This window comes from Coleofasciculus sp. H7-1 (assembly GCF_057473865.1).
This window is the reverse complement of record NZ_JBYCCT010000010.1, coordinates 153,686-176,208: the sequence shown is the minus strand read 5'-3', so window position 1 is coordinate 176,208 and position 22,523 is coordinate 153,686. Positions and strand designations below refer to the sequence as shown.

Sequence of the window (22,523 nt, the reverse complement as noted above, 5' to 3'; positions counted from 1 at the left end):
TATTAAGACCCGGTTTCTTACGCTACACGAATCTTAACTTCTCTCTACTATACCTAACGGCATATCCCTTCAGTGTGATGTGTTATACCAAACCCAGTGCTACCTTCTTAGCGTTCCTACCTGAGGGAATTACAAGAGATTAATCTCTACGCTCCTGATAATCATCAGAAGACATAGGATCTAATTCCCAACGACGGTCATCGCGCTGTTCTAAAATTTCGTTAGTCCGCAGAAATGCGCGATCGTCCATTTCCAATCCGACAGCTTTTTCTAAATCTTCTGTTACGTTCTGATCCGGAGTGGCAGCGGTTCCACCCACGGCTTCATCACCGACTGCATCTGCCTGTTCCCAAGCGGCATCGACATCGCCGCCAGTCAGTACGGGGCTAGTCGCATTATTATATTGCGCGATCTCATCCCGCAGTCGGCGATTTTCACCGATATTGAATCCGGGTTCTGGGTGGACACCAGTGCCATAGGATTCAGTTATTTCCTGCGGTAAATCTTCGTTAGCGGTCTCTTGAGCTTCTGTATCTGGTTGCTCGGTCATACGACTACTCCTTATTCATATCGCTATCTATGCAAAATACCCAACTTAGAAATTTATCTAAATCCTCAAATAGGAAGAAAAGGGGTGCGCTCATTTAAGTTAATAACGACTTGCTACTCGCAATGCTTAGAATTGTCCGCACCCCGCAAAAATTACGGTGATTAGATTTCAGCATAGCGATTTGGTGGCAAGTAGACCTATGACTTTGGAGCGAATTAAAAGCAAATATATATATCACCTAGGAGCGAAGCAGACCGTTCGAGGGAATACATAGGCTTAAAGTCAAGACCTAGCCTCTATCGCTGAGTTGTTAGGGAAAGCAAAAGGAGGGAAAATGACGCATCACGACCATGATGATGAGCGCATCACAGGAACCGCAGACGAACACTACAACCTGATCAGCGTGCTATATCATGCCCTAGAGGGTGCTAGTACCTACGAGATTTATATTCAGGATGCTGAGGAAGCTGGAGATGATGAACTTGTAGAGTTCTTTCAGCAACTAGAAGAAGAAGAGTGTCAACGCGCCGAACGGGCGAAAGAATTGCTTGCCAAGCGGATTTCTCCGCAGCGGGCAGTTGCTAGATAGCGATCGCGAAAGCTAGCTCGGACTTATCCCCCTTTAAATTTTTGAGAGGATTCGTGGTTGAAGCAGCCACGAAGCCCCCTGTTTGCATGAGTAAAAAGCGTGCAAATCAAAAACAACGTGCAATTACGGCGCGAACTTCAGGAAGTAGAGATCGTACTTTTTCTAGAAATATTCAACGCTTCGACGAGTAATTAAGTTAAGCCAAGCGTGAAAGTTGGAAAGATTTAAGAGGTCAAAAGTGAAATACGAGCAGTTCATTAAACAGGTTAAAAGCGTTGCCCAACTCATTTTTGCCGGAAGTTCATTGAGTGAAGTTCCCAGTTTGTAAGAATTATAAAAGTAAAAAAGCATCAAAATAAGTTTTACTTGTTTCTCGCGATCGCCAAAAAATTTTCCCACTTAAAAATGTTGATAAAAGAGGAAGTTTCATGACACAGCCAAATAATCCCGGCAGCAAGAAGCGCGTTGCCATCCTGATCGAAAACGGCGTTGAAGATGCGGAATTTCAAGTCCCTTATAAAGCCTTACAGATGGCGGGAATGGAGGTCGTTGTACTCGGTTCTCGCATGAACGAGAACTATGTGGGTAAACAAGGCAAATTGTCCCAGAAACCGGATGGCACCACGACAGAAGCCGTGGCTCTGGATTTCGATGCGGTCATTATCCCTGGCGGCATGGCTCCCGACATTATGCGGACGAACCCCAACACCGTCAACTTTGTAAAAGACGCATTCGAGCATGGAAAATTGGTGGCTGCCGTTTGCCACGGACCACAAGTTCTGATTGAAGCCGATTTGCTCAGAGGTAAGCAAGCGACTGGCTTCTTCTCTATCCGCACAGACATGATCAATGCCGGTGCCCATTATGTGGATGAGCCGCTAGTGGTTGACGGCAACCTGCTCACCTCGCGTCAACCGGGTGATTTGGCAATTTTTACCACCGCTATTCTCAGCCGTCTCGGTTACGGTGGCAAAGAAGCGGCTTTACCGCATGAAAGCGATATCACTGCTGAATGGTGGAAACTGGCTGATGCTTGGGGTGGTTCCACCAAGGGCGACATTGCAAAAGGTTTGAACACCGCGCTTGCAGGCGAACGTTATTCGCAAGAAGCGTTTGAACAGTATGCCGAGAGAAGTACGGATACAGAATTGAGTTCGATGCTGCAAGACATGATCAAAAATAAGCAGCATCACATTCAAATGCTGGAAGAACGGCTAAATGCTCTGGGAGAAAAACCCTCGATTCCGGCGCAAGCTGCTGATAAATACGCTAAGTTTAAAGCTTCTCTGCAAGGCAGTGACGACACCGATCTGTTGCGTCGCACAATGGGCGATTTGCAAACCGGAGTTGTCGATATTAACAACCTGCGAATGAAATTTACCGATCCCATTTCTACCGCCATTCTCACTGAGATTGAAGTGGATTTGTCGAAGTACGAACAGTGTTTGGCGGGACTATATAAATCCCGGATGGCAGGTGAAGAAGTGAAGCCTGCGAAGCCGACGACTGGCGTTTCCGTCAAGATGTAAGTTTTGAGTGCCAAGTAAGCTGGGCATCGCCCAGCTTACTCATCTATTTGCTAATCGCTAATTCAACACTCAAAACGTTTCTCAACGACAGGAATGAGCATGAGTAGAAGACTGGAAGGTAAAGTTGCCATCGTTACGGGTGCAGGTACTGGAATCGGCGAAGCGATCGCGCATAAATTTGCGAAAGAAGGTGCCAAAGTCATTGTCAACGGACTCCCTAGCGATCCGCTTGATGAAGTCGCACAAGCAATTCAGCAGTATGGTGCAGAAGCGATCGCTTACGCGGGGGATATCTCGGAAGAATCCCACGCTCAAGCTTGTGTCAAAGCCGCCATTGACTACTACGGGCGTCTGGACATTTTGGTGAATAATGCGGGTGTGTTTTTGGTAACGGCTGAGACTCAGGACTATCCCATTGATGTTTTTGACCAGACGCTGCGGATGAACATCCGTTCCGCCTTCCTGATGACCAAGTATGCCCTACCGCACCTACAAAAAACACGCGGAAACATTGTCTCCGCTGGGTCTGAGGCTGGTTTTAATGGATTGGCGCGAAATACTCCCTACGGTGGCACTAAAGGCTGGATGCATTCCTTTATGAAAGGCGTGGCGGTCGAGCAAGCTCAATACGGTGTTCGCGCTAACTGTGTTTGTCCTGGTGCCATTGATACCGCTTGGACGCACAAAGAAACTGGGCCAATGGATGCTCAGATGGAGAAAATGCTGATTAATGCGACTCCAATGGCTCGACGCGGTACCCCAGAGGAAATGGCAAACGTCTATGCCTTTATTGCTTCGGATGAAGCGAGTTACGTCACGGGGGCACTGTGGCTGGCTGATGGTGGCGTCACAGTGGCGAAAGGAGCCGTAGGCGAGCAAACGCCAGAATCTTTGCGTACTGAACCGCAAGGAGAACTGCGTCTGGATCATGCCAGAGAAGGGCTAGAACACAAACAAGTCCAAACGATTAGTTAAGCGCGGTGGAAATCAATGTAACTCAGTTTAAGGTCGGGAATTGTCCTTAGTTGGTTGCAAATCACCCATTATCAATTACCGTTTGAGGAAAACAGAAAATGACATCCAAAGATATCGTTCCCAGCGGTCAGAATGAACCCAGCAATGTCGGCGATCAGGAGCGTTGGGGATCGTTACTCGGCGGCGGCGCACTCGTACTGATGGGTTTAAAGCAAGGCTCTCTCAGGGGAGCGTTAATGGCGATCGCGGGTGGCGGTCTGATTTATCACGGTGCGACCGCAGAAAAAGGGATTCAAGACACCATACAGGAAAAAGCAGGCATGAACCAAAGCATCAAAGTTGAAAAGACCGTCACGATCAATAAACCAGCGGATGAACTTTATCGCTTTTGGCATAACTTTGAAAACTTGCCGAATTTCATGAAGCATCTGAAATCGGTGAAGGTTGTCAACGAGCGGCGATCGCACTGGATTGCCAATGCGCCGATGGGTGCAAGTGTGGAATGGGATGCAGACATTATCAACGAGAAAGAAAACGAGTTAATCGCCTGGGCTTCAACGGAAGGAGCAGACGTTGAGAATGCTGGGTTTGTGCGCTTTTCGCCTGCGCCTGCTAATCGGGGTACGGAAGTAAAAGTCGTCATCGAATATAACCCGCCGGGTGGTCCGGTCGGTGCTGCGATCGCTAAACTTTTCGGCGAAGAACCAGAGCAGCAAGTTGGAGACGATTTACGCCGCTTCAAAATGATTATGGAAGCGGGTGAAATTGCGACAACAGAAGGTCAACCTTCTGGAAGAAGTTAAGAATTTTATTTTGTGAGATTCTTAATTACAAAGAGAGACAACTGAATTGTAGGTTGTTCTCAAAACAAAAATAAGCAACGGAGATTGAGATGAATCAAGGAATTAATCGTTTGCAAAAGATTTGTTTGCGTCTTGCCACTGTGGTTCTGGCAGCGATCGCCTTTCTAGTAATTCCGGCTTTTAGCTACAGCCCAACTTTCCAAGCGCAAGCCCAAACCCTGATTGCTGACAATGCAGATTTTAACAGAACCAGCAGCGATCGGATTAAAAAAGCCATTGACATGGCTGAAGACCACGTCGGTGACAGAGATGGAATCGGTAATACTGGCTTGAAAAACATCAAAAAGCTGGGAGAAAATATTCCCGAAACCGCCGATGTGATTCGCAGCCAAAGATTTGATAACGATCAACCCGGTGACGTGGGCGATCCCAGTGTTGTTCAAGACAAAAATAATCAGGGAGTAGCCAAGACTAAAAATCGGGCTGCTAGATAATTCGGCTTCTCACTCAATACGTGTCGTGAAATTAAGCGACTGACTGTATTACCTGAGGCTGGGATGTTTGAGAAGTAACCGATCCCCCTAGCCCCCCTTAAAAAGGGGGGAACAAGAGCCTCAAAGTCCCCCAATTTATCGGGGGATGCAAGGGGGATATCCAAAGGGTTGGTGTATTATCAACAACTTTTTAAACATCCTCTGAGGCTGGGATGTGAGAAACCCCGTCCTGCGAATAGATAAGGGCGGGGTAATTAATAAAAGGATAAACAACATCAATGAAAGCAGTTTGTTGGTACGGTGCCACCGATGTGCGGGTCGAAACCGTCCCAGATCCCAAAATTCTCAATCCGCGCGACGCCATTCTCAAAATTACTTCGACGGCAATTTGTGGCTCCGATTTGCACATTTATGACGGCTACATTCCGACGATGCAGCCGGGTGACATTATCGGTCACGAGTTCATGGGAGAAATCGTTGAAGTTGGTAGCAAAGTGACCACTTTGAAACCGGGCGATCGCGTTGTCGTTCCTTCCACTATCGGATGCGGTCACTGTCACTATTGCAACCACGATATGTGGTCGCTGTGCGACAACTCCAACCCGAACGCTTGGATGGAAGAAAAGCTCTTCGGTAACGTCACTTCAGCAATTTACGGCTACTCTCACTTATTCGGCGGCTATGCAGGCGCTCAAGCTGAATATGTGCGCGTTCCCTTCGCCGATGTTGGTGTCGTCAATGTTCCCGCAGAAATTCCCGACGAGAAATTATTGTTTATCTCTGATGCCATTCCCACCGGCTTTATGGGCGCAGAGTTATGCGATATTCAGCCAGGAGATACTGTAGCCGTCTGGGGTTGCGGTGCTGTCGGACAATTTGCCATGATTAGCGCCTATATGCTGGGTGCCGAGAGAGTCATCGGCATCGACCGTTTTCCCGAACGTCTCCAAATGGCTAGGGAACACGCGAAAGCGGAAACGATTAACTACGAAGAAGTTGATGCTGGCGAAGCGCTTAAAGAAATGACCGGCGGTCGGGGTCCCGACTGCTGTATTGACGCGGTGGGATTAGAAGCTCACGGCATGGGGGTTGAAGGGGTCTACGACAAAGCGAAGCAGGCAGTCCGACTGGAAACAGACCGTCCCCACGTCCTGCGGCAAATGATGGTCGCTTGTCGCAAAGGCGGCACGCTCTCAATCATGGGTGTTTACGGTGGCTTTGTGGACAAACTGCCCTTTGGTGCTGCTTTCAACAAAGGCTTGACCTTCAGAATGGGGCAAATGCACGGGCAGAAGTATATGCAGATGTTGCTGGACAAAGTTTTGAATGGCGAACTCGATCCATCTTTCGTCGTCACCCATCATTTACCCCTAGAAGAAGCCAAGAACGGCTACGAAATGTTTAAGCACAAAAAAGACAACTGTATCAAAGTTGTGCTGAAGCCTTGAAGTTAGTAATTGGGAAGTAAAGATTGACCGATTACGAATAATCAAATAATAAACTGGAGTGTTTTCATGAACCAAGTAATTTCTTTTTTGCAAGGTATCCGTCTACGCCAGATTGCCACTGTATTTCTGGTTAGTACTGCATTTTTTGTGATACAGGCTTTTGGTTACGGCACCCCTCTGCAAGCCCTCGCTAATAACACGACATTGACACCGGAAACGAACTCTTACCAAGTCAAAGGAGCTGATGGTTCAGTCAATGCTAGGGCTGAAACGCTAAAAGACCAGACTGAAGATACAGGCAGTAATTTATTGGAAAAAATTGGGGCAGCTGCTGAAAATGTCAAGGAAAAGCTGAATCTTGATGAGCCGACGCCTCCCAGTACCAAAAAGTTTTTCAATCAGGTTCAAGACAAAACTGACAATGTAGTTGACAAGACAGTTCAAGGGGCGCGGGAAGGTTTCAACGATGCGGCGAATAACGTTACTGGCTCTTACTCAAAATAATCTGTAATACAGCGTGTAAACTTATGTAGTTTCCTCCTTGACAAGGGGGAGTAGTGGGGGGATTTGACAAAGTTTGCTTGACATTTCAATCCTCCCAACCTCCTTAACAAGGAGGACTAAGAAGAAGTTGCACATGGCGTATGTGTAGTTATTAGTCGTTAGTGAATAGTTCCTAGTTATTGATGATGACTAATGATTAATGGCAAATAACCCATAACTAATGACGAATGACTTAAGGAGAAAAATTTAATGAAAGCTGTTTGCTGGCATGGAAACAACGATGTGCGGGTGGATAATGTACCCGATCCAAAAATTCTCAACCCGCGCGATGCTATTGTCAAAATTACGTCAACAGCGATTTGCGGCTCCGATCTGCATATTTACGATGGTTATATCCCGACAATGCAACCGGGAGATATCCTCGGTCATGAATTTATGGGGGAAGTGGTTGAACTTGGCAGCGCCGTCAAGAATGTAAAAATAGGCGATCGCGTGGTTGTTCCTTTCACTATCTCTTGCGGTAACTGTTTGTTCTGCAACCGCGATTTGTGGTCGCTGTGCGATAACTCCAACCCGAACGGCTGGATGGCTGAACAGATGTACGGTCATTCACCATCGGGTCTTTTCGGCTACTCCCACTTGTTCGGCGGCTATGCTGGAGGTCAAGCGGAGTATGCGCGGGTGCCTTTTGCCGATGTCGGTTTGTTCAAAATTCCCGATGGATTGACAGACGAACAGGTACTGTTCCTCACGGATATTTTCCCGACCGGCTACATGGCAGCGGAAAATTGCAACATTAAACCCGGCGATATTGTAGCAGTCTGGGGTTGCGGGCCAGTCGGACAGTTCGCCATCAAAAGTGCCTTCATGCTGGGTGCCCATCGCGTTATCGCCATCGACCGCATTCCCGAACGCCTGCAAATGGCTAAAGAACAATGCGGGGCAGAAGTTCTCAACTATGAAGAAATCGATGTCGGCGAAGCACTCAAAGAGATGACTGGCGGACGCGGACCCGACTCTTGTCTAGATGCAGTCGGCATGGAAGCACACGGCACCGGACCTGATGCTTTTTACGACAAAGTTAAGCAAGCCGTGCGAATGGAAACCGATCGCCCCACTGCCCTGCGGCAAGTCATTGTCGCTTGCAGCAAAGGCGGTCATGTATCGCTAGCGGGTGTTTACGGTGGCTTCCTCGACAAGATTCCAATGGGTGCAGCTTTCAACAAAGGCTTGACGTTCAAGATGGGACAGACGCACGTCCACAAATACTTGCGCCCGTTATTGGAACATATCCAAAATGGCGATATCGATCCATCTTTCGTAATCACACACCGCTTGCCTTTAGAAGAAGCAAAGCACGGTTACGAAATTTTCAAGAATAAAAAAGACAACTGCATCAAGGTTGTACTTAAACCATAAGGTCAAACTATGGAACTTGACCGATCTACTCAGGGTGAAAACACCGTCAAGATTAATAATTTGCTTGAAGAAGTCTATCACTTGGTAGAACAACTCGAACAAGAGGCACAAGAAAATCGCCAGCGTTTCCAACAAGAGATAGAAGCTGGCGAAATTCTCACCACTGAAGGTCAATCTTCTGGACAGAAATAGTTGTTTTGTCAGTTCTCTGGTAGAGATGCCGATTGATTGAGTCTCGTGAGTGAGTTGAAGCCATGATGTCAAACCCTAACAGAAGACGGGGCATCGGAAGCCTGTTAGCGCGTCACTGGTGGACGGTGGCGTTGCGGGGTGCGTTACCGAAGCGGTGCGGAACTCACTTCGCGATTCTCTTTGGTTTGGCAGTGTTTATGTAACTGGATATCAACTGCTTTTTCAGTCAGTGGTGCTGACACCGTGAAGTATCTGGAGAGAAACGTGCGAAACGTGCGATGGCTGCCAACGACTTACTTAAACGATGTCAGATTTGACTTGCGACGCGGCAAAGAAGGAATGGCATTCATTACCGATTCTTCTGATTCTGGGCCAAATGCAATTATTGTCGTAGACCTCGCTTCTGGGAAAAGTTGGCGACGGCTGAACAATCATCCCTCCACCAAAGCCGAACCAAATTTTTTGCCCAGCGTCGAAGGACAACCGTTGATGATGCGAAAGCCCAATCAACCACCCAGCTACAGCGTTTTCTTTCTGGATGAGGTACAGTCAAGCTTCCAAAATCAAAGGTTTTAGGCGATCCTCGTACCTCACTAGCTTCAAAAGTGCTGTATATTAAAATCGGTGCGGATGGTATTGCGATTAGTGCTGATGGCGATCGCTTATTTTACTGTCCTCTTGCGGGTCGCCGCTTATACAGCGTCAGCATTGATGCTTTAGCAAATGAGCAGTTATCAGAGTCGCAAGTAACGGCAACTGTGGTGGATCTCGGCGATAAAAGTGGTGCCTCAGATGGACTGGAATCAGATGCCGAAAACCGAGTTTACCTGACGAACTACGAACACAATTCCATTCTTCGCCGCCTACCAAATGGAATGTATGAAACTCTCGTTCACGATCCTCGTGTTTTGTGGCCCGATACGCTTTCTGTTGCATCAGACGGCTATCTCTATTTCACTGCCAATCAACTGCATCGCCAACCGAATTATCATAGCGGCAGAGATTTAAGAGAAAAGCCCTACAGTCTATTTCGAGTCCGCATTGATGGGAATCCAATCTTGCTCCGCTAAGAGCATTTAAACAACATATCTGAACAAAGAAGAGGCAAATATGACTGATACAACTGTAATGAAAGTAGATTCTACCAATTCCCCCAAAGGTGAAATGGGTCAAAAGTATCTCGCATCAGGCAAAACTATCTCGATGCGCCTTTGGGAAAATGAGCAACCCGACGAACCAAAAGAAGCAACTGCGCGGGAATATGAGACTGTTGGTTATGTGATCAACGGTCGCGCTGAGTTGCACCTGGAAGGTCAAATAATTTTGCTAGAACCAGGCAACTCTTGGACTGTACCAAAAGGGACATCCCACACCTACAAAATTCTGGAGCCTTTCACGGCAGTTGAGGCAACCTCTCCACCCGCCCAAGTTCACGGACGCGACGAAGCTTAATCCAACATTAATTAAGCAAAACTACTTGAATAGTACCAAACAAAAACCTGTTTGTTTTTAGAGAACAGGTTTTTGTTTGGCAATAATCACTAAGCATTAATATGATTTACATTTTAAAGAATCCATCATCAATTAGACACAAAATAACGGGCAAAACATACATAATAGATGATTGTTGAAAATTAGCGATCGCTAGATAAACTGGCAGCTAATTGTTAATTATTCAGACAAGGGCGATCGCACTCGCCCTTTTTTTGTTGAAGGCGATCGCTCTCTACTCCACCATGTCTAAATGCTGTACGCAGTGTTTGACAGCTTTACCCTCTGGTCTGGCGAACTCGTCCGGGGTTTTACTCTTTCACTTTCCTGGTGCCGGATTAACTTTTCCAGTTTCAGGTCGCCATATTTAGCATAGAGCTGTTTGATCTCTTCATTCATCTGGTCGCACTCGGTCTGTAGCCGCTGATTTTGATGGCGTAGCTGTTGAATCGCTTCCTTATGTTCCTGACAAGCTATCAGGTAAGTTTGGCGAGAGTTCGCCAGTTCATCCTGTAGCTTCTGAATGTCCTGTTTCAGCTGCTCTAATTCCTGGGATTCAACCGAGGTTGTTAAATGAACTTTTTTTGGAGCGCTTTGTTGACTGGAAACACTCTTATTATTCTCAAGCTCTAGGCGAGAGTTCGCCAGTTCATCCTGTAGCTTCTGAATATCCTGTTTCAGCTGGTGTACTTCCTGAGATTCACCAGGGAAATTTAAATGGACTTCTTGTATATAACTTTGTTGACTGGAAGGACTATCATTTTTGGCAGTCTGTAGCAATTGCAACCCGACTTCTCTGAGTCGCACCAACGTTAAATCTTTACTAAGCCCGATGTAACAGTGATAGAGTTCACCATTTATTTTCTTGCAGGCGGACCAAAAATCTCCATCGGTTTTAGTTTCTTTGCTAGCTATGAAATCAGATGTACGTTGATCGACTGGCTCAAATTTAAATGACTTAGTACTTGGTAAGTTAAGCCATTGGAACCATTGCTCAGAATCCAGATGAATGTCTTCTAGTCGTTCACCCCGTCGTGGATCTTCTACCCAAAATTCTAATGTTGCCCTCTCAGTGAATGACCAAACCTTTGGTGTCTTAGCCGCCATAATTAAGTTACACAGATAAGTTATTCGCAAAAGTAACAAGTTTCAGCATTATCCCTGGTATACCATGTAACTTTTTATCCCAGTAACGTTCCGAATTTTACGGTGGCTCTTTGCCGATAAACGTATAATTACTGAACCTCTTCAATGCACCTCACTTGTTTTGTCAGTAAATATACAAGGAATTTTCACTGGTGAAGATTTTTAGGCATAAGGTTTATTAAATCTTTAAAATAGTCAGGATTACTCTTGACATAATCTTCATAATCAGGGGCAGGCTGCAAGTTATACAGTCTAATTCGCCGGGTGAGGGCGCTAGAGGCGGAACAAGGACAAATTCCATCTGTGGCGTTGACGGCTTATGTCAGAGTAGACGACCAGAAAGCAGCCCTTTCGGTAGGTTTTCAATCTCATGTCGCTAAACCAGTTGAACCCGCTGAGTTAATTGCGGTCGTCGTGTCCCTTGTCGGACGAACTGGAAATGTCTAATTTCATCGTCAGCGACAAAAGTTTCAGATACCCAAAATGCCAAAAACGAGCGTAAGTATAGCGAATGCTTTTAGCTTATAGTTTCCTCCTCTGTGGTATGAGATAGGCGCAAAGACGGTATACCATCACGGGTGCGACTTCGGATATAAGCAAGGAGAGGGACGTAAATTTATCCTAAATTTTGCTTTCTTTAGAATGGGTCAGCAATTAGGAGAAACTTTTAAATGAAAGAGAATAGGATTACTCGAAAGCATCTAGTTTCTAGTCTGCTAACGGGTCTGTTGCTCGGCGCGATCGCTGGGACGCCGATCGGCTGGTTTACGCATCGAGCCTATGCTGAGCAACGTTTGGCTAAGAATTTAATTTGCCGAGAGCAACATCGAAATGAGCCTGAAGCGGTTGTGCAATCTATCTGCGGCTCAAGATTCTAAAGTTTTCTAATAATTGTCTTCGTGGGTGCGATCGCGCCCTTTTTTATTGCATCGGGAAGGATGCGATCGCCGTACAGGTTATTTTGGCAGATTTGGATTTTTGCGGAGGATGCGATCGCTCTAAACAGACAAACGAGCGAAAAGAGCGATCGCCTAATCCTCTTCTGAATGCGATCGCTGCGTTATCAACGAATTAGGCAAATCGTCCAAACTCTTGTTAACTGCGCTACAGAAAGCCTTCATTTGCCAAACCGTCATCGTCGGTTCTGCCAATCCCCGTTCCCAACGGCGAATGGTTGAAACTGACACGCCCATCAGTCTTACCAAGTCTTCTTGAGAGAGTCCAGCTGCCAAACGCAGTTTTTTAAACGGAGAATCAGTCTCCTCTGGTTGACTTTTCTTTGGTCTTGCCATTAACATGATAAAACCGCTCGAATTAAACGGTTTATTCAAGCGTTAGTTTACACAGAACAACAAGCAGACAGCTCAAAAAGCCGTCATTTGGCTAGTTAGCTGCCCGGAATAGTTGTTTCTCACACCATTTCACTTTATGGCTACAACAGATCCGACCATTGCCCCCCTTTTTAAGGGGGGTTGGGGGGATCTTCAATGTGTCATCACTCAGAGTGAATTGGTATCAGAACAAAAAGTTTAACAGCCTATGCGACCAAATCGTTCGCCTTGGCAATCTTTGTCGTGTCCATAAAAGATTTATGACCTACTTTAACCAGCTGCATCCCTGGTGCATCATCCTCCCACTGCCTTCCTTACAGTCAATTGTCGTTGCCCGTTTTCGTCGTCGCGGCGACGCGGAAGCACATCTGCAAATCCTCAAGCGAACCATCCCCAACGTCACCTACGAAATCATCTTCGACGTGACACCCAAACCCGCCGACCAGACTAACGAGATGGAATTACCCCAACCCAATCCTCACCTCAACTGAAGCGATTATGACGATATTGTTTCGCCAGATTAAACCTTTCAAATTTCGGATCGCCTTTGACCTGATTGCCAAATTCTTAGGCATTCCTCAATCCCAGATTGTACGCGCTGAATGCTGGCGTTATATTCTGTTTGTTCATCGGCGCGATCGCGGTGGACAATTCATCAGTTACCGTAAACTGGTGAGTGTGGATACAAGCGATCGCTTCCCTGATTCAAACTTGTACAACCCTGGAAGACTTGCGCCAAATCTGGATTAAACGCAGGGATGATCTCACCAGTCGGTTGGCATGAAGTGCCGCGACGGCGCGATGTACATTCGCTTTCTGGTTAAAACTAGCAAAAGAGCGATCGCAATTGACACGCTTAGTCACGGAAATTTGGGTTCCAAGCTTCCGTACCAATCAGCAGCAACTCTTCCAGCGTCAGAATCCGATTCTCAGTCGGGTGTTCGGGTTTGAGAACGTCTAAGAGTATCCACAAAATATCAGGTGCTGGTTTATTCAGGTTTCCATTCTCAATTCTCGAAATGGCTGCAATGCTCACCCCAAGAACTTTAGGCAATGACTCTCCCAACTCTCCATAGAAGTGGGCCTCATACTCCTTCGTCTGTTCGCTCAACTTATGAACACTAAAGCCTTTCGCTTCCCGACAGGCTCGTAAGAAGTTGCCCATCTGCCGCAGTCCTTCATCTGTAAACCTTCGTCTCAACGACTCTCTCTTCCTTCTTACAGGTAAAACTGCCAGTAATCGCCTTTACTGCCTAAAGCTAAGCTATTATGCCTCACTTTGCGACTATTTTTTTCAAGTTAGTAACTTGAATCATTTTATGTTACAATGTTATAAACAAGGGTTAACCTTTTAACCTTCCAGTAATCCCCAACGAAGTAGTATTTCCAGCTCATAGCTGCTGGAAATTAAGCCAGATGAGTGCTGTTTGTGCTAACTACAAGGTTCGCACGCCTGTACGCATCTACCCAATCAAATATCTATGAACAAATCCAAAGCGACAGAAGCACTGCGGGTAGCACCGGGAATTGCTGCCATCAAAGCAGCACTGAACCAACGCGGCGATCGCATCTGCTTTCCTCCATAAACAGCCCATCTGGACTGTCTGGGTTACAGATAACCAATACTAACTGGCATTTCAGCGCACTCCCATCAGCCGATGGAGACTGCACTCGCAAAAGAACGATAGCGATCGCTACACCCTCATCGCCATCATTCAAAGCACATTCACCAAAAAAAACCTAGGTATCATCGGGAAAGTTTTATGACCTACTTTAACCAGCTTCACCCTTGGTGCCTGATGCGTCGCCTACCCAAGTTGCAAACCTCGGTTGTCGCTCGTTTTCGCCGCCGCTGTGACGCAGAAGCCCATCAGCGAGTTCTCCAGCGCATGGGTCCAGGCGTGAGCTACAATATCGTTTTCGACGTGGCAATAAAATCTGCCGATGCAACTACCTAATTAAAATCACCCCAATAAAACTCTCACATCAACTGAAGCGATGATGAGAGTTTTATTTTGCCAAATTAAATAATTGTTCTACTTTTCCCAGTTGGCTTGATAGCGCCATTTCCGCTATCTTGTTAAGCGTTACCTCTGCTTTTGTGAGGGTAAAAATCTACACTCAGGCGGTTCAGCCTCCAGACAGACGAGAGACGGCGTTTGTACCTTTAAAGTAGCAGAGATAATTGATTGCTCTGCGAGGCATCATGCGTTTGATGAAGGTGTTGCCGAAGGTATCGCGCCCAATTTTCCTGCTAGCTTTAGTTGTCGTCGTCATCGGCTTTTTGGCTTTTCAAATTGAGCTAGCCATTCCCGCAACACCCAGTCTCTACAACACCTTTACACCCCTCACGAAGCCTGCACCGCAGGAGATCGGCTCCTATGATGTGTTGGGATACGCGATCGCCAAAGACGAAGCACAAAGCCTGCTGGAAACTGAGGATGGGCGCAAGCAACTTCAAGCAGAAAATGGGGCGGTTGCGGTTACAGAGGACTTGATTAACCTGGGACGCAAGGCTTTTTACTCAGAAACTTTTAAAGATCAGGTCTTTCAGACTGATGTAGTCGGGGCGCTGAATGGGCCAATCAACCTAGTGACGATGACGAAAGCGATCGCGCGACTAGGAGGAAAACATACCACGAACCTCCAGATTCCCATCGATAAAGATGTCACCATCGGCGGGAGAACTTTTACCGCCGGAACCTTGCTGAACACCGGAATGGACGTGCCTGCTGGTTCAATTCTGCCGCTGGGAATGCGTACCAGCATTGAGAAGGGTAAGGTTCGAGTCGGCATCACCTGCGCCTTGTGTCATGCAGCAATCGATAGCAAAAGTGGGCGCGTTATCGAAGGTGCGCCGAACAACAATGTCGATCCAGGCTTAGTCTTAGCGATGGCTACCAACTCCGCAGCGATGTTCCACCAGACGGGTGTAAATCCCAGCAAACTCCCCTTGGGCGATCGCACTTACATTAACGCTGATGGGGCAATCGCCCGTCTCCCAGATGTCAAAGCCGTAGAAGATGCCGTCGATGCCGATTTGCTCGCTTGGCCTCCGGGTAGCTTTGATTCTACCGGAAACATGGTCAACAATCCCTCCCAGAATCCTTCCTCCTATACCCACAAAGCTTGGCCCTACGGCTGGAGTGGAAACGCTGCTATTGGCTGGTTTCACGGACTGACTACCCTCAACAGTAACGTTCACGCCACCAATTCCGACGCAACAACCGGGGCTGATTCCAGTCAAGCGTTACTGAATATTGACAAAGAGACATATTTGGGAATTATTTTCCAAAATTCAGCCAATAAAGCTTTCCGGTTGCCAGAAGGCGCAAAACCATCAGAATTCTTTGAAAAAATCGATCCCACACCAGGGGAACCGGGAATGAACCAGGTGATTAAGATGCCTGGATACCCGAAAGGTTCGCCTTTTATTTTGGATGGGTTGATGGCAAATTCACCCGGATTCCCTGTCGGCGAACAACTTAACGGAATGTCAGCTTTTCAGAATAGTTTGGCACCGCCCCCCGTTCAAACTGCTAGCACAGACACCCTGAAGCGGGGTGCAGCAATCTTCTCAAAAGCTAGTTGCGTTGAGTGTCATAGCGGACGCTACTTCACCAACCATGAAGTGATTGCAGCAAATGAGATTGGAACTCAGCCCTCACGGGGTCCGGCGCAGTCTTCCTTTGTCCGCATCTTGACAGCACCCCAGACGTATCCCAGTAACGTCCCAGTCCCCCTGCCGCCCGATCCGCCCGTGTTATCAGTGCCGACCGATATCACGCCACAGCGATCGCTAGAATTAGCCTTTGCCATCAGCAACCCAGCTGGCGGTTACAAGGTGCCTAGCTTAATTGGGCTTGCCGTAACCGCGCCTTAATCTCCATGATGGCGGTGTGGCAGCCAGTTCCGAAGCACTGAAGCGAGATGAAGATGGCTTTAGCGTTGCCGATCCCAATCGGCTGGGTATGGCAGGTACGTTGCTCAAAAATATCCAGCCCGATCCCAGCGCTAGCTTGCGAGTGCTGCTGGATCGCCACCTGCGCGAAGCCACGGTAGCCGCTAACCGAGAGAATTCTGACTTACAACAGTCGAATGTAGACGGCAGCGGACACGCTTATTGGGTAGACACCGAGGCTGGTTTCACTCCCCAAGATCAGACTGATATCATTCAATTCCTCCTCTCGTTGGATGATGACCCGGAAGTGCTGCCAGCGGTAGTGTCAAATTAGCAAGCGATCGCACTTTTTCTTCGCCTCCCTAGGAATTGGGGGGTTGAAGGGATGGAAGCGGTAATCAAAGCCAAGAAAATCCCGCTTAAAAAAGGGGGACAAACACAAAATCCCAAATTAATACAACAATGAAATTGCAAGGCGTAATTTTAGATGTCGATGGTACCCTGGTTCTGAGCAATGATGCTCATGCCCAAGCTTGGGTTGAGGGATTTGCAGCGTATGGTTATGACGTACCCTTCGATAAAGTTCGACCGCTGATTGGGATGGGTGGCGATCACATTATCCCGAAAATGGTGCCGGAATTAAATGACGAAGAAGGAGATGGGAAAGCCGTTTCCCAGAAGCGTAGAGAACTGATGGTCAACCGCTTTGCACCAACATTGCCTCCTACAAAGGGCGCGAGAGAACTGATCTTGCAAATGCAGCAGGCTGGATTAAAGCTGATTATCGCTACCTCTGCATCGAGTCAAGAACTCTCCCCGCTGCTGAAAGCCGCACAAGTTGACGATCTACTTGATGAAGCGACAACATCTAGCGACGCCGATGCCTCTAAACCAGCACCAGACATCGTGGAAGCAGCATTGAAGAAGATCCAGATGCAACCAAATCAGGTAGTGATGATTGCCGATACACCCTACGATATTGAATCTGCGAATAAAGCTGGCGTGGGTGTAATTGCGGTGCGCTGTGGTGGCTTTGACGATAATCAACTCAAGGATGCGATCGCTATCTACGACAACCCAGCCGATCTGTTAGCAAATTATGCCAGTTCTCCCTTAAACCCATCTATATAACTCTAGTCAAAAAGGCAGCAGCATCATTCGCCACTGCCTTTTTTTTACGGTTTTATGTCGGAAATGGTGGCGAAAGCCTGACCATTAAGCGTATTCTTCGTCTGCGGGATCGCCATAAGGATCTTCACTAGCAGAACGAACATCACCAAACTGTCCGTACTCGCCGGAATCCGCCGGATCGCCAAATGGATCTTCGCTGGCGGGGCGGACATCGCCGTACTCTCCGGAATCCGCCGGATCGCCAAACGGATCTTCGCTGGCGGGGCGGACTTCCCGATCGTCGTAGTTGGTAGCGTCTTGGTCGTCATTAGACCCAAGCACGGCATCCTGCACCTTTTTAAAAAACCCATCTACCATGATTTGTCTCCTTTTTCAATTGGTGTTGAAACGGCTGTGTAGAGGGTACGGATTTATTCCACATTGCCGTTGTGTATCTTACGGGCGTTTTTCGGGCGTTTTTCGTGGCTAGTGGTGCGATCGCATATTTGCAACGCAGGGATAGCAGCGCTTACTGTGCTGGGACTGGGGCTTCACTCGCTTCAGGCAGTCCCTTCAGGTCGCGCCCCGTGGGTCTGTTATTATAGCCCTGGAAGTCACGATACTGTTGCGCCTCCTCCTCCGGAACTCGAATTCCTTCAGCTGGTGGCGTTACCCAGTGAGCGCGATTTTGGGCATCGCGGTAGTAAACGCGCCCGTTCTTGGAAAGGTAGTATTTCCCCTGCGCCCCCTGCTGTTGCTTGTTCTTATTCTTGTTGTAAAGATAGTAGAGTGCGGCTGCACCCGCCAAAGTGATTGCCACTTTCTGACCCGTTGATAATCCTTTCTTGGCTTGGGGTTGGTTTGTGGGGGCAGGATTGGTCACTGTTCCACCCCGCGTATCGTCAACAGGTGGCGGCGGAGTGCTAGTCTGCGACTCTCCGCAAGCATTTAAAAACGGAACCATTAGCAACGCTGAAAGCAGCAGCGCCATTGGGCGTAAAAATCTTTTACCCTGCGGGGCTATTGTATTCATCGATTTCCTGTTCTCCCTCCGTTTCAGGATGCCTTTTTATCGAGCTGTTATGGGAAAACCTGGCGCTGTTGCAAAAACACTTTTTTAGGCAATGTCAATTAATTTCCAACAAGCAGTTGAAATGGGACATTTGCAAATGACTGAACAACAGCACAAGTACAGTATTTTTGTTTCCCTTGAATCATGAACCAATTTATTGACAATTGTCTACAACTCTAGATAGAAATTTTGGCTAGTCTTTTATCCAAAAGGAATAGACCCGAAAGTTAGTCATAAATTAGTCAGTATTTGACAACAAGCAATTGCCTCCTAATAGGGGTTTTGCCTCCCTATCGTTCGGTTGATGTGCCAGCGGAGTCATCGGGAGAGCGATCGCCTACAATCACTAATTAGCTCTGTTGATGCCTTATGTCAATTTTTTAGGCAAAACTGTATAAAAAAATATACAAACCAGCAAATATAGCGTTTCCAGAGTTGGGTGGAATATATTGCCGTTCTCACGTTTAGTAGGGGCATGGCAATCAAAATGCCCCTACAGATGTATTGCACCCAACCCTTGAATTGCTATAAATGCTCCGTGAAGCGATCGCCCGATTTTATTGTATGCTTCAATAATCAACCAATCTTCCTCGGAAATCCTTCAAATGGTATACATAATGACAGTTCCAGGCAGACAAGAATAGTCTTATGAATGCTGCCTTAGTGAAACGGTCAAAACAGATGCAATGGATACGGGTAGGTAGTCCTTTATTGTTGTTGACATTATTAACCGCTTGTAGCAGTCAATCCTCCACTAAAAACATAACAAAGGATCTACAAGTTGTCACCTCGTGGGCAGCAACAGTTCAAATGGTGAGTAATGCTTGGATACGCGGTGCTGTTCCCACAGCCTATACCAAACAAACACTGAAAAAAGCGAAGCAAGAACTCGAAAAAGAAACAAGTAAGCTAACACTACAAGCTTCCACAGAACCAGAGCGAAAACTTCTGGAGGAGCTACATCATCTTGAGGTCACGCTGAGTCAGATATCGCAGGGAATTGAGCGGGAAGATCGCCCGAATGTAGCTCAACAAATCCAAGAATTAACCAAGGAAAATCACGCGCTTAACACGCAGGCAAAAAGTGTAGGTGTACAGCAATGAGTAAAATCCTAGAAATCGCCCTCGGAATTGTTACGAGTATCGGAGGTTTCTTGGATGTGGGAGCGATCGCCACCGCATCTGAAGCAGGTTCTACATTTGGTTTCCAACTAATCTGGGTAATTATCCTAGGCACCATTTGTGTAATGTTTCTAGTAGAAATGTCAGGACGATTAGCCGCCGTCAGCAAACATACTCTAGCGGATGCAGTACGCGAACGGTTTGGGTTCAATTTTTATATCATTCCACTAATTGCTGAAATCCTGGTTGATTTTCTGGTGCTAGCCGCTGAAATTGGTGGTGTTTGTATTGCCCTACAACTGGTAACGGGTATTAGTTTTCAATGGTATGCTCTACCCGTTGCATTTGCCATCTGGTTACTTTTGTGGAAAGGAACCTTTGGTCTCATCGAAAATGGCGTTTCACTCCTAGGACTAATTACACTTGTTTTTGTCGTCGCCACCTTCAAACTGCATCCAAATCTAACAGAACTTGGCACGGGTTTATTGCCAACCCTACCCAAACATGACACCGCACATTATTTATTTATTGCTGTTAGCATTTTGGGTGCATTAATCAGCCCTTATTTGTTTTATTTCTACTCATCCGGTGTAGTAGAAGACAAGTGGGATGAAAAGTATATCGGTGTGAATCGCGCCGTTGCGATCTTAGGCATGGGCTTCGGCAGCATTGTATCGCTTGGAGTGTTAATTGTGGCGGCACTTGTCCTTTATCCCCAAGGCATCCAAGTGGATAGCTACGAACAGGCAGCGCTGATGCTAACACAACCTTTTGGTTACTGGGGCTTTATCCTGTTTGCAGCATCGTTGGGCATCGCCTGCTTTGGCGCAGCCCTGGAAGTTACCCTCGACACCGCCTACATTGTGGCTCAAGCGATGGGGTGGAATTGGGGCGAAAATCTGCACCCGAAAGATGCCGCACGGTTTAGTTTCGTCTACACCGCGTTCGTCTTTCTCGCTTCACTGCTGATGGTATTTGGTATCGATCCTTTGCAATTGACTCTCTTCTCAATGGCGATCACTACGCTGATTTTGCCACCCGTGATTTTGCCTTTTCTGGTTTTAATGAATGATGAATCTTATGTCGGTCAGTATCGTAATGGTTGGATTAGTAACAGCGTTGTAATCTTGGCGATCGCGCTAGCTTTTGTACTAGCAATTGTTGCCATCCCCCTAGAAATTATTGGAGGCTGAGATGGATATCATTCGAGATGTTCTCGATAACCAGCTAGTTGATCGCAATCAGCAGAAAATGGGCAAAATTGACGGGATTGTAATGGAATTGCGAGATGGAGAACCACCACGACTGGCTTACATCGAAGTAGGTGCAACAGTTCTGGCGCGACGGTTGCACCCGCGATTGGAACGTTGGGTAGCAGCAATCTTAAACAAGTGGGGTGCTAAGCACAGCCAACCGTTTCGGATTCCTCTATCCAAGGTGCGCGACGTTGGCATTGATGTCGAAGTCGATCTCGAAGCCGAAGCAACGCCAGCGTTAGCCTACGAACAATGGCTGCGCGATCGCATCATTGGGCGGATTCCAGGGGCAAAATAATGGCTCATAGTGAAATACATCTAGAACTGCTCCTGGGCAAACAAGTGCTAGATTCGACCGGCAAACCCGTCGGACGCCTTGAGGAGGTGCGAGCCGAACGGGAAGGCGATGAATGGATTGTCCGGAGATACCTGATTGGGGTTCCCGCTCTGTTAGAACGGTTATCAACTTGGACAATTGGGTTAGCGATTTTGCACAGTTTGGGAGCGCGTAACTTGCACGGTGGGTATGAGGTGCCGTGGGAACAGATGGATTTGGCTGACCCTCAAAAGCCGCGCTTGCGCTGTACTCTAGAAGAATTGAAGACATTGGAGCAATCAAATTCGCAGTAGGAAATTGGAGATTTTGCGACCATCACAGCAAAATTGCCCTATATTGTGACCTCTCCCCAACTCCTCCTATTAGGAATGGGAAAAGAATTTTTAACTTGGGAGCTAAAAATCCAAAAAAAGGTAGCATAAGCATTTGTTGGGTTTCGCTTACGCTCTACCCAACCTACAAATACAAGAACCGTTAGGTCTTGTATTTGAGTCAACTGAGACCCGCTATAAACGAACCGCACAGGACAGAGAATGCAGAGAAATCCCTCTTCCTCTGCGCCCTCTACAGTTCCTCGTTAAGGTGATAATCGCTCAATTACCCAGTTGCCATCGTCAAGCCGTCGGTAGTACAAGCGATCGTGCAGCCGACTCGGACGCCCCTGCCAAAATTCAATTGCTGTGGGAATGACTCGGAAGCCTCCCCAGTGTAGCGGTCGAGGAATCTCCCGATTTTCATATTGCTCTTTGAGTTCCTGCAACCGTTGCTCAAGTACCTCGCGGCTTTCAATGACTTGGCTTTGCCGCGAAGCCCAAGCCCCTAGCTGGCTTAAGAGCGGACGGCTGTGAAAATAGGCTTCTGATTCAGCATCTGACACCTTCTCCACCCGTCCCTCAATCCGCACTTGGCGTTCCAATTCCGCCCACCAGAAGACCAAGGACGCCCACGGATTGACGAGAAGTTGTTGTGCTTTTTGACTCTCGTAGTTCGTGTAGAACACGAAGCCTTGTTCGTCGAAGTCCTTGAGCAGCACCATTCTGGCGCTAGGCTTGCCATCAGCCCCGACGGTCGCAACAGTCATGGCATTGGGTTCAAGAAGCTGAGCTGCCCGTGCTTGGTCAAACCACTTTTGAAATTGTTGAAAGGGATTGGGGTCACTATCCGCTTTGCTAAGTCCAAATTGGGTGTAATCTTTACGCAGATCGGCTACGCTTGTATCCATCTTTATGTTTTTTCAATCCCTAATTAAGTATT

Annotated in this window: 30 protein-coding genes and 1 pseudogene; 24 read left to right on the top strand and 7 right to left on the bottom strand. The window is 47.3% G+C overall.

Features of this window, described 5'->3' with window-relative positions:
• Positions 1-139: 139 nt before the first annotated feature.
• Positions 140-550 carry a DUF6335 family protein gene (locus tag AC2VDX_RS02755; RefSeq protein ID WP_378178469.1) on the bottom strand — a complete coding sequence of 137 codons (411 nt, stop codon included), beginning with the start codon at positions 548-550 and terminating at the stop codon, positions 140-142.
• A 334-nt stretch (positions 551-884) separates the two neighbouring features.
• Here AC2VDX_RS02755 and AC2VDX_RS02750 point away from each other — a divergent pair, with 334 nt between their 5' ends.
• The 12 genes and pseudogenes from AC2VDX_RS02750 to AC2VDX_RS02695 all read left to right on the top strand — a co-directional run bounded on the left by AC2VDX_RS02750 (position 885) and on the right by AC2VDX_RS02695 (position 9,955).
• On the top strand, positions 885-1,139 hold the full coding sequence (locus AC2VDX_RS02750; RefSeq protein ID WP_378178471.1) for a hypothetical protein: 255 nt from the start codon (positions 885-887) through the stop codon (positions 1,137-1,139).
• Positions 1,140-1,567: 428 nt separating this feature from the next.
• A complete protein-coding gene (locus AC2VDX_RS02745; RefSeq protein ID WP_378178473.1) occupies positions 1,568-2,668 on the top strand; it encodes a DJ-1/PfpI/YhbO family deglycase/protease in 1,101 nt (366 codons plus the stop codon).
• Between the two features lie 99 nt (positions 2,669-2,767).
• Positions 2,768-3,643: an SDR family NAD(P)-dependent oxidoreductase gene (locus AC2VDX_RS02740; RefSeq protein ID WP_378178475.1), complete on the top strand. Its 876-nt coding sequence runs from the start codon at positions 2,768-2,770 to the stop codon at positions 3,641-3,643.
• Between the two features lie 98 nt (positions 3,644-3,741).
• Positions 3,742-4,446, top strand: a complete 705-nt coding sequence (locus AC2VDX_RS02735) for an SRPBCC family protein (RefSeq protein WP_378178477.1) — start codon at positions 3,742-3,744, stop codon at positions 4,444-4,446.
• A gap of 89 nt (positions 4,447-4,535) precedes the next feature.
• Positions 4,536-4,940, top strand: coding sequence for a hypothetical protein (locus tag AC2VDX_RS02730; protein WP_378178479.1), 405 nt, complete (start codon positions 4,536-4,538; stop codon positions 4,938-4,940).
• Between the two features lie 278 nt (positions 4,941-5,218).
• The gene (locus AC2VDX_RS02725) at positions 5,219-6,388 is read left to right on the top strand and encodes a zinc-dependent alcohol dehydrogenase (protein WP_378178482.1); all 1,170 of its coding nucleotides are present in this window, start codon (positions 5,219-5,221) and stop codon (positions 6,386-6,388) included.
• A gap of 66 nt (positions 6,389-6,454) precedes the next feature.
• Positions 6,455-6,892 (top strand): hypothetical protein, encoded by a 438-nt coding sequence (locus tag AC2VDX_RS02720; RefSeq protein WP_378178485.1) that lies wholly within the window; start codon positions 6,455-6,457, stop codon positions 6,890-6,892.
• A 249-nt stretch (positions 6,893-7,141) separates the two neighbouring features.
• Positions 7,142-8,311, top strand: coding sequence for a zinc-dependent alcohol dehydrogenase (locus tag AC2VDX_RS02715; RefSeq protein WP_378178488.1), 1,170 nt, complete (start codon positions 7,142-7,144; stop codon positions 8,309-8,311).
• A gap of 9 nt (positions 8,312-8,320) precedes the next feature.
• A complete protein-coding gene (locus AC2VDX_RS02710; protein ID WP_378178491.1) occupies positions 8,321-8,503 on the top strand; it encodes a hypothetical protein in 183 nt (60 codons plus the stop codon).
• 62 nt (positions 8,504-8,565) lie between these two features.
• Positions 8,566-8,706 carry a hypothetical protein gene (locus AC2VDX_RS02705; RefSeq protein ID WP_378178494.1) on the top strand — a complete coding sequence of 47 codons (141 nt, stop codon included), beginning with the start codon at positions 8,566-8,568 and terminating at the stop codon, positions 8,704-8,706.
• Between the two features lie 79 nt (positions 8,707-8,785).
• A pseudogene (locus AC2VDX_RS02700) lies at positions 8,786-9,573 on the top strand (SMP-30/gluconolactonase/LRE family protein); the annotation flags it as partial.
• A gap of 40 nt (positions 9,574-9,613) precedes the next feature.
• A complete protein-coding gene (locus tag AC2VDX_RS02695) occupies positions 9,614-9,955 on the top strand; it encodes a cupin domain-containing protein (RefSeq protein ID WP_378178497.1) in 342 nt (113 codons plus the stop codon).
• Between the two features lie 288 nt (positions 9,956-10,243).
• Here AC2VDX_RS02695 and AC2VDX_RS02690 read toward each other — a convergent pair whose 3' ends face one another.
• The gene (locus AC2VDX_RS02690; protein WP_486928087.1) at positions 10,244-11,131 is read right to left on the bottom strand and encodes a hypothetical protein; all 888 of its coding nucleotides are present in this window, start codon (positions 11,129-11,131) and stop codon (positions 10,244-10,246) included.
• Between the two features lie 273 nt (positions 11,132-11,404).
• Between AC2VDX_RS02690 and AC2VDX_RS02685 the strand changes: the two genes are divergently transcribed.
• Together AC2VDX_RS02685 and AC2VDX_RS02680 are read left to right on the top strand one after the other, a co-directional pair.
• The gene (locus AC2VDX_RS02685; protein WP_378178503.1) at positions 11,405-11,587 is read left to right on the top strand and encodes a response regulator; all 183 of its coding nucleotides are present in this window, start codon (positions 11,405-11,407) and stop codon (positions 11,585-11,587) included.
• A 224-nt stretch (positions 11,588-11,811) separates the two neighbouring features.
• Complete coding sequence (locus AC2VDX_RS02680; protein ID WP_378178506.1) at positions 11,812-12,018, top strand: hypothetical protein; 207 nt, start codon at positions 11,812-11,814, stop codon at positions 12,016-12,018.
• A gap of 153 nt (positions 12,019-12,171) precedes the next feature.
• On the opposite strand, the gene AC2VDX_RS02675 is transcribed toward AC2VDX_RS02680, so the two are convergent.
• On the bottom strand, positions 12,172-12,438 hold the full coding sequence (locus tag AC2VDX_RS02675) for a helix-turn-helix transcriptional regulator (protein WP_486928086.1): 267 nt from the start codon (positions 12,436-12,438) through the stop codon (positions 12,172-12,174).
• A gap of 293 nt (positions 12,439-12,731) precedes the next feature.
• Here AC2VDX_RS02675 and AC2VDX_RS02670 point away from each other — a divergent pair, with 293 nt between their 5' ends.
• Both AC2VDX_RS02670 and AC2VDX_RS02665 read left to right on the top strand, forming a co-directional pair.
• On the top strand, positions 12,732-12,962 hold the full coding sequence (locus tag AC2VDX_RS02670; RefSeq protein WP_378178512.1) for a hypothetical protein: 231 nt from the start codon (positions 12,732-12,734) through the stop codon (positions 12,960-12,962).
• Between the two features lie 7 nt (positions 12,963-12,969).
• Positions 12,970-13,221, top strand: a complete 252-nt coding sequence (locus AC2VDX_RS02665) for a hypothetical protein (RefSeq protein WP_378178515.1) — start codon at positions 12,970-12,972, stop codon at positions 13,219-13,221.
• 106 nt (positions 13,222-13,327) lie between these two features.
• On the opposite strand, the gene AC2VDX_RS02660 is transcribed toward AC2VDX_RS02665, so the two are convergent.
• The gene (locus AC2VDX_RS02660) at positions 13,328-13,672 is read right to left on the bottom strand and encodes a helix-turn-helix domain-containing protein (RefSeq protein WP_378178518.1); all 345 of its coding nucleotides are present in this window, start codon (positions 13,670-13,672) and stop codon (positions 13,328-13,330) included.
• A 562-nt stretch (positions 13,673-14,234) separates the two neighbouring features.
• Here AC2VDX_RS02660 and AC2VDX_RS02655 point away from each other — a divergent pair.
• The 4 genes from AC2VDX_RS02655 (at position 14,235) to AC2VDX_RS02640 (ending at position 17,503) form a co-directional block, all read left to right on the top strand.
• Positions 14,235-14,429, top strand: a complete 195-nt coding sequence (locus AC2VDX_RS02655; RefSeq protein ID WP_378178521.1) for a hypothetical protein — start codon at positions 14,235-14,237, stop codon at positions 14,427-14,429.
• A 248-nt stretch (positions 14,430-14,677) separates the two neighbouring features.
• Positions 14,678-16,354 (top strand): hypothetical protein, encoded by a 1,677-nt coding sequence (locus tag AC2VDX_RS02650; protein WP_378178524.1) that lies wholly within the window; start codon positions 14,678-14,680, stop codon positions 16,352-16,354.
• Between the two features lie 16 nt (positions 16,355-16,370).
• A complete protein-coding gene (locus tag AC2VDX_RS02645) occupies positions 16,371-16,706 on the top strand; it encodes a hypothetical protein (protein WP_378178527.1) in 336 nt (111 codons plus the stop codon).
• Positions 16,707-16,834: 128 nt separating this feature from the next.
• Positions 16,835-17,503: an HAD family hydrolase gene (locus AC2VDX_RS02640; protein WP_378178530.1), complete on the top strand. Its 669-nt coding sequence runs from the start codon at positions 16,835-16,837 to the stop codon at positions 17,501-17,503.
• Positions 17,504-17,587: 84 nt separating this feature from the next.
• On the opposite strand, the gene AC2VDX_RS02635 is transcribed toward AC2VDX_RS02640, so the two are convergent.
• Together AC2VDX_RS02635 and AC2VDX_RS02630 are read right to left on the bottom strand one after the other, a co-directional pair.
• The gene (locus AC2VDX_RS02635; protein WP_378178533.1) at positions 17,588-17,860 is read right to left on the bottom strand and encodes a translation initiation factor; all 273 of its coding nucleotides are present in this window, start codon (positions 17,858-17,860) and stop codon (positions 17,588-17,590) included.
• A gap of 151 nt (positions 17,861-18,011) precedes the next feature.
• Positions 18,012-18,515 carry a hypothetical protein gene (locus tag AC2VDX_RS02630; protein ID WP_378178536.1) on the bottom strand — a complete coding sequence of 168 codons (504 nt, stop codon included), beginning with the start codon at positions 18,513-18,515 and terminating at the stop codon, positions 18,012-18,014.
• A gap of 687 nt (positions 18,516-19,202) precedes the next feature.
• On the opposite strand from AC2VDX_RS02630, the gene AC2VDX_RS02625 reads away from it, so the two are divergent.
• The 4 genes from AC2VDX_RS02625 to AC2VDX_RS02610 are packed head-to-tail and all read left to right on the top strand — an operon-like array spanning position 19,203 to position 21,562.
• Positions 19,203-19,658: a hypothetical protein gene (locus AC2VDX_RS02625; RefSeq protein ID WP_378178539.1), complete on the top strand. Its 456-nt coding sequence runs from the start codon at positions 19,203-19,205 to the stop codon at positions 19,656-19,658.
• On the top strand, positions 19,655-20,869 hold the full coding sequence (locus AC2VDX_RS02620) for an NRAMP family divalent metal transporter (protein ID WP_378178542.1): 1,215 nt from the start codon (positions 19,655-19,657) through the stop codon (positions 20,867-20,869). Before AC2VDX_RS02625 ends, AC2VDX_RS02620 begins: the two co-directional genes overlap by 4 nt.
• Position 20,870: 1 nt before the next feature.
• Positions 20,871-21,230: a hypothetical protein gene (locus AC2VDX_RS02615; protein ID WP_378178545.1), complete on the top strand. Its 360-nt coding sequence runs from the start codon at positions 20,871-20,873 to the stop codon at positions 21,228-21,230.
• Positions 21,230-21,562: a hypothetical protein gene (locus AC2VDX_RS02610; RefSeq protein WP_378178548.1), complete on the top strand. Its 333-nt coding sequence runs from the start codon at positions 21,230-21,232 to the stop codon at positions 21,560-21,562. The genes AC2VDX_RS02615 and AC2VDX_RS02610 overlap by 1 nt, the downstream gene beginning before the upstream one ends.
• A 284-nt stretch (positions 21,563-21,846) precedes the next feature.
• Here the strand turns inward: AC2VDX_RS02610 and pdxH are convergent, their stop codons facing one another.
• Positions 21,847-22,491 (bottom strand): pyridoxamine 5'-phosphate oxidase, encoded by a 645-nt coding sequence (gene pdxH, locus AC2VDX_RS02605; protein ID WP_378178550.1) that lies wholly within the window; start codon positions 22,489-22,491, stop codon positions 21,847-21,849.
• Positions 22,492-22,523: the final 32 nt, after the last annotated feature.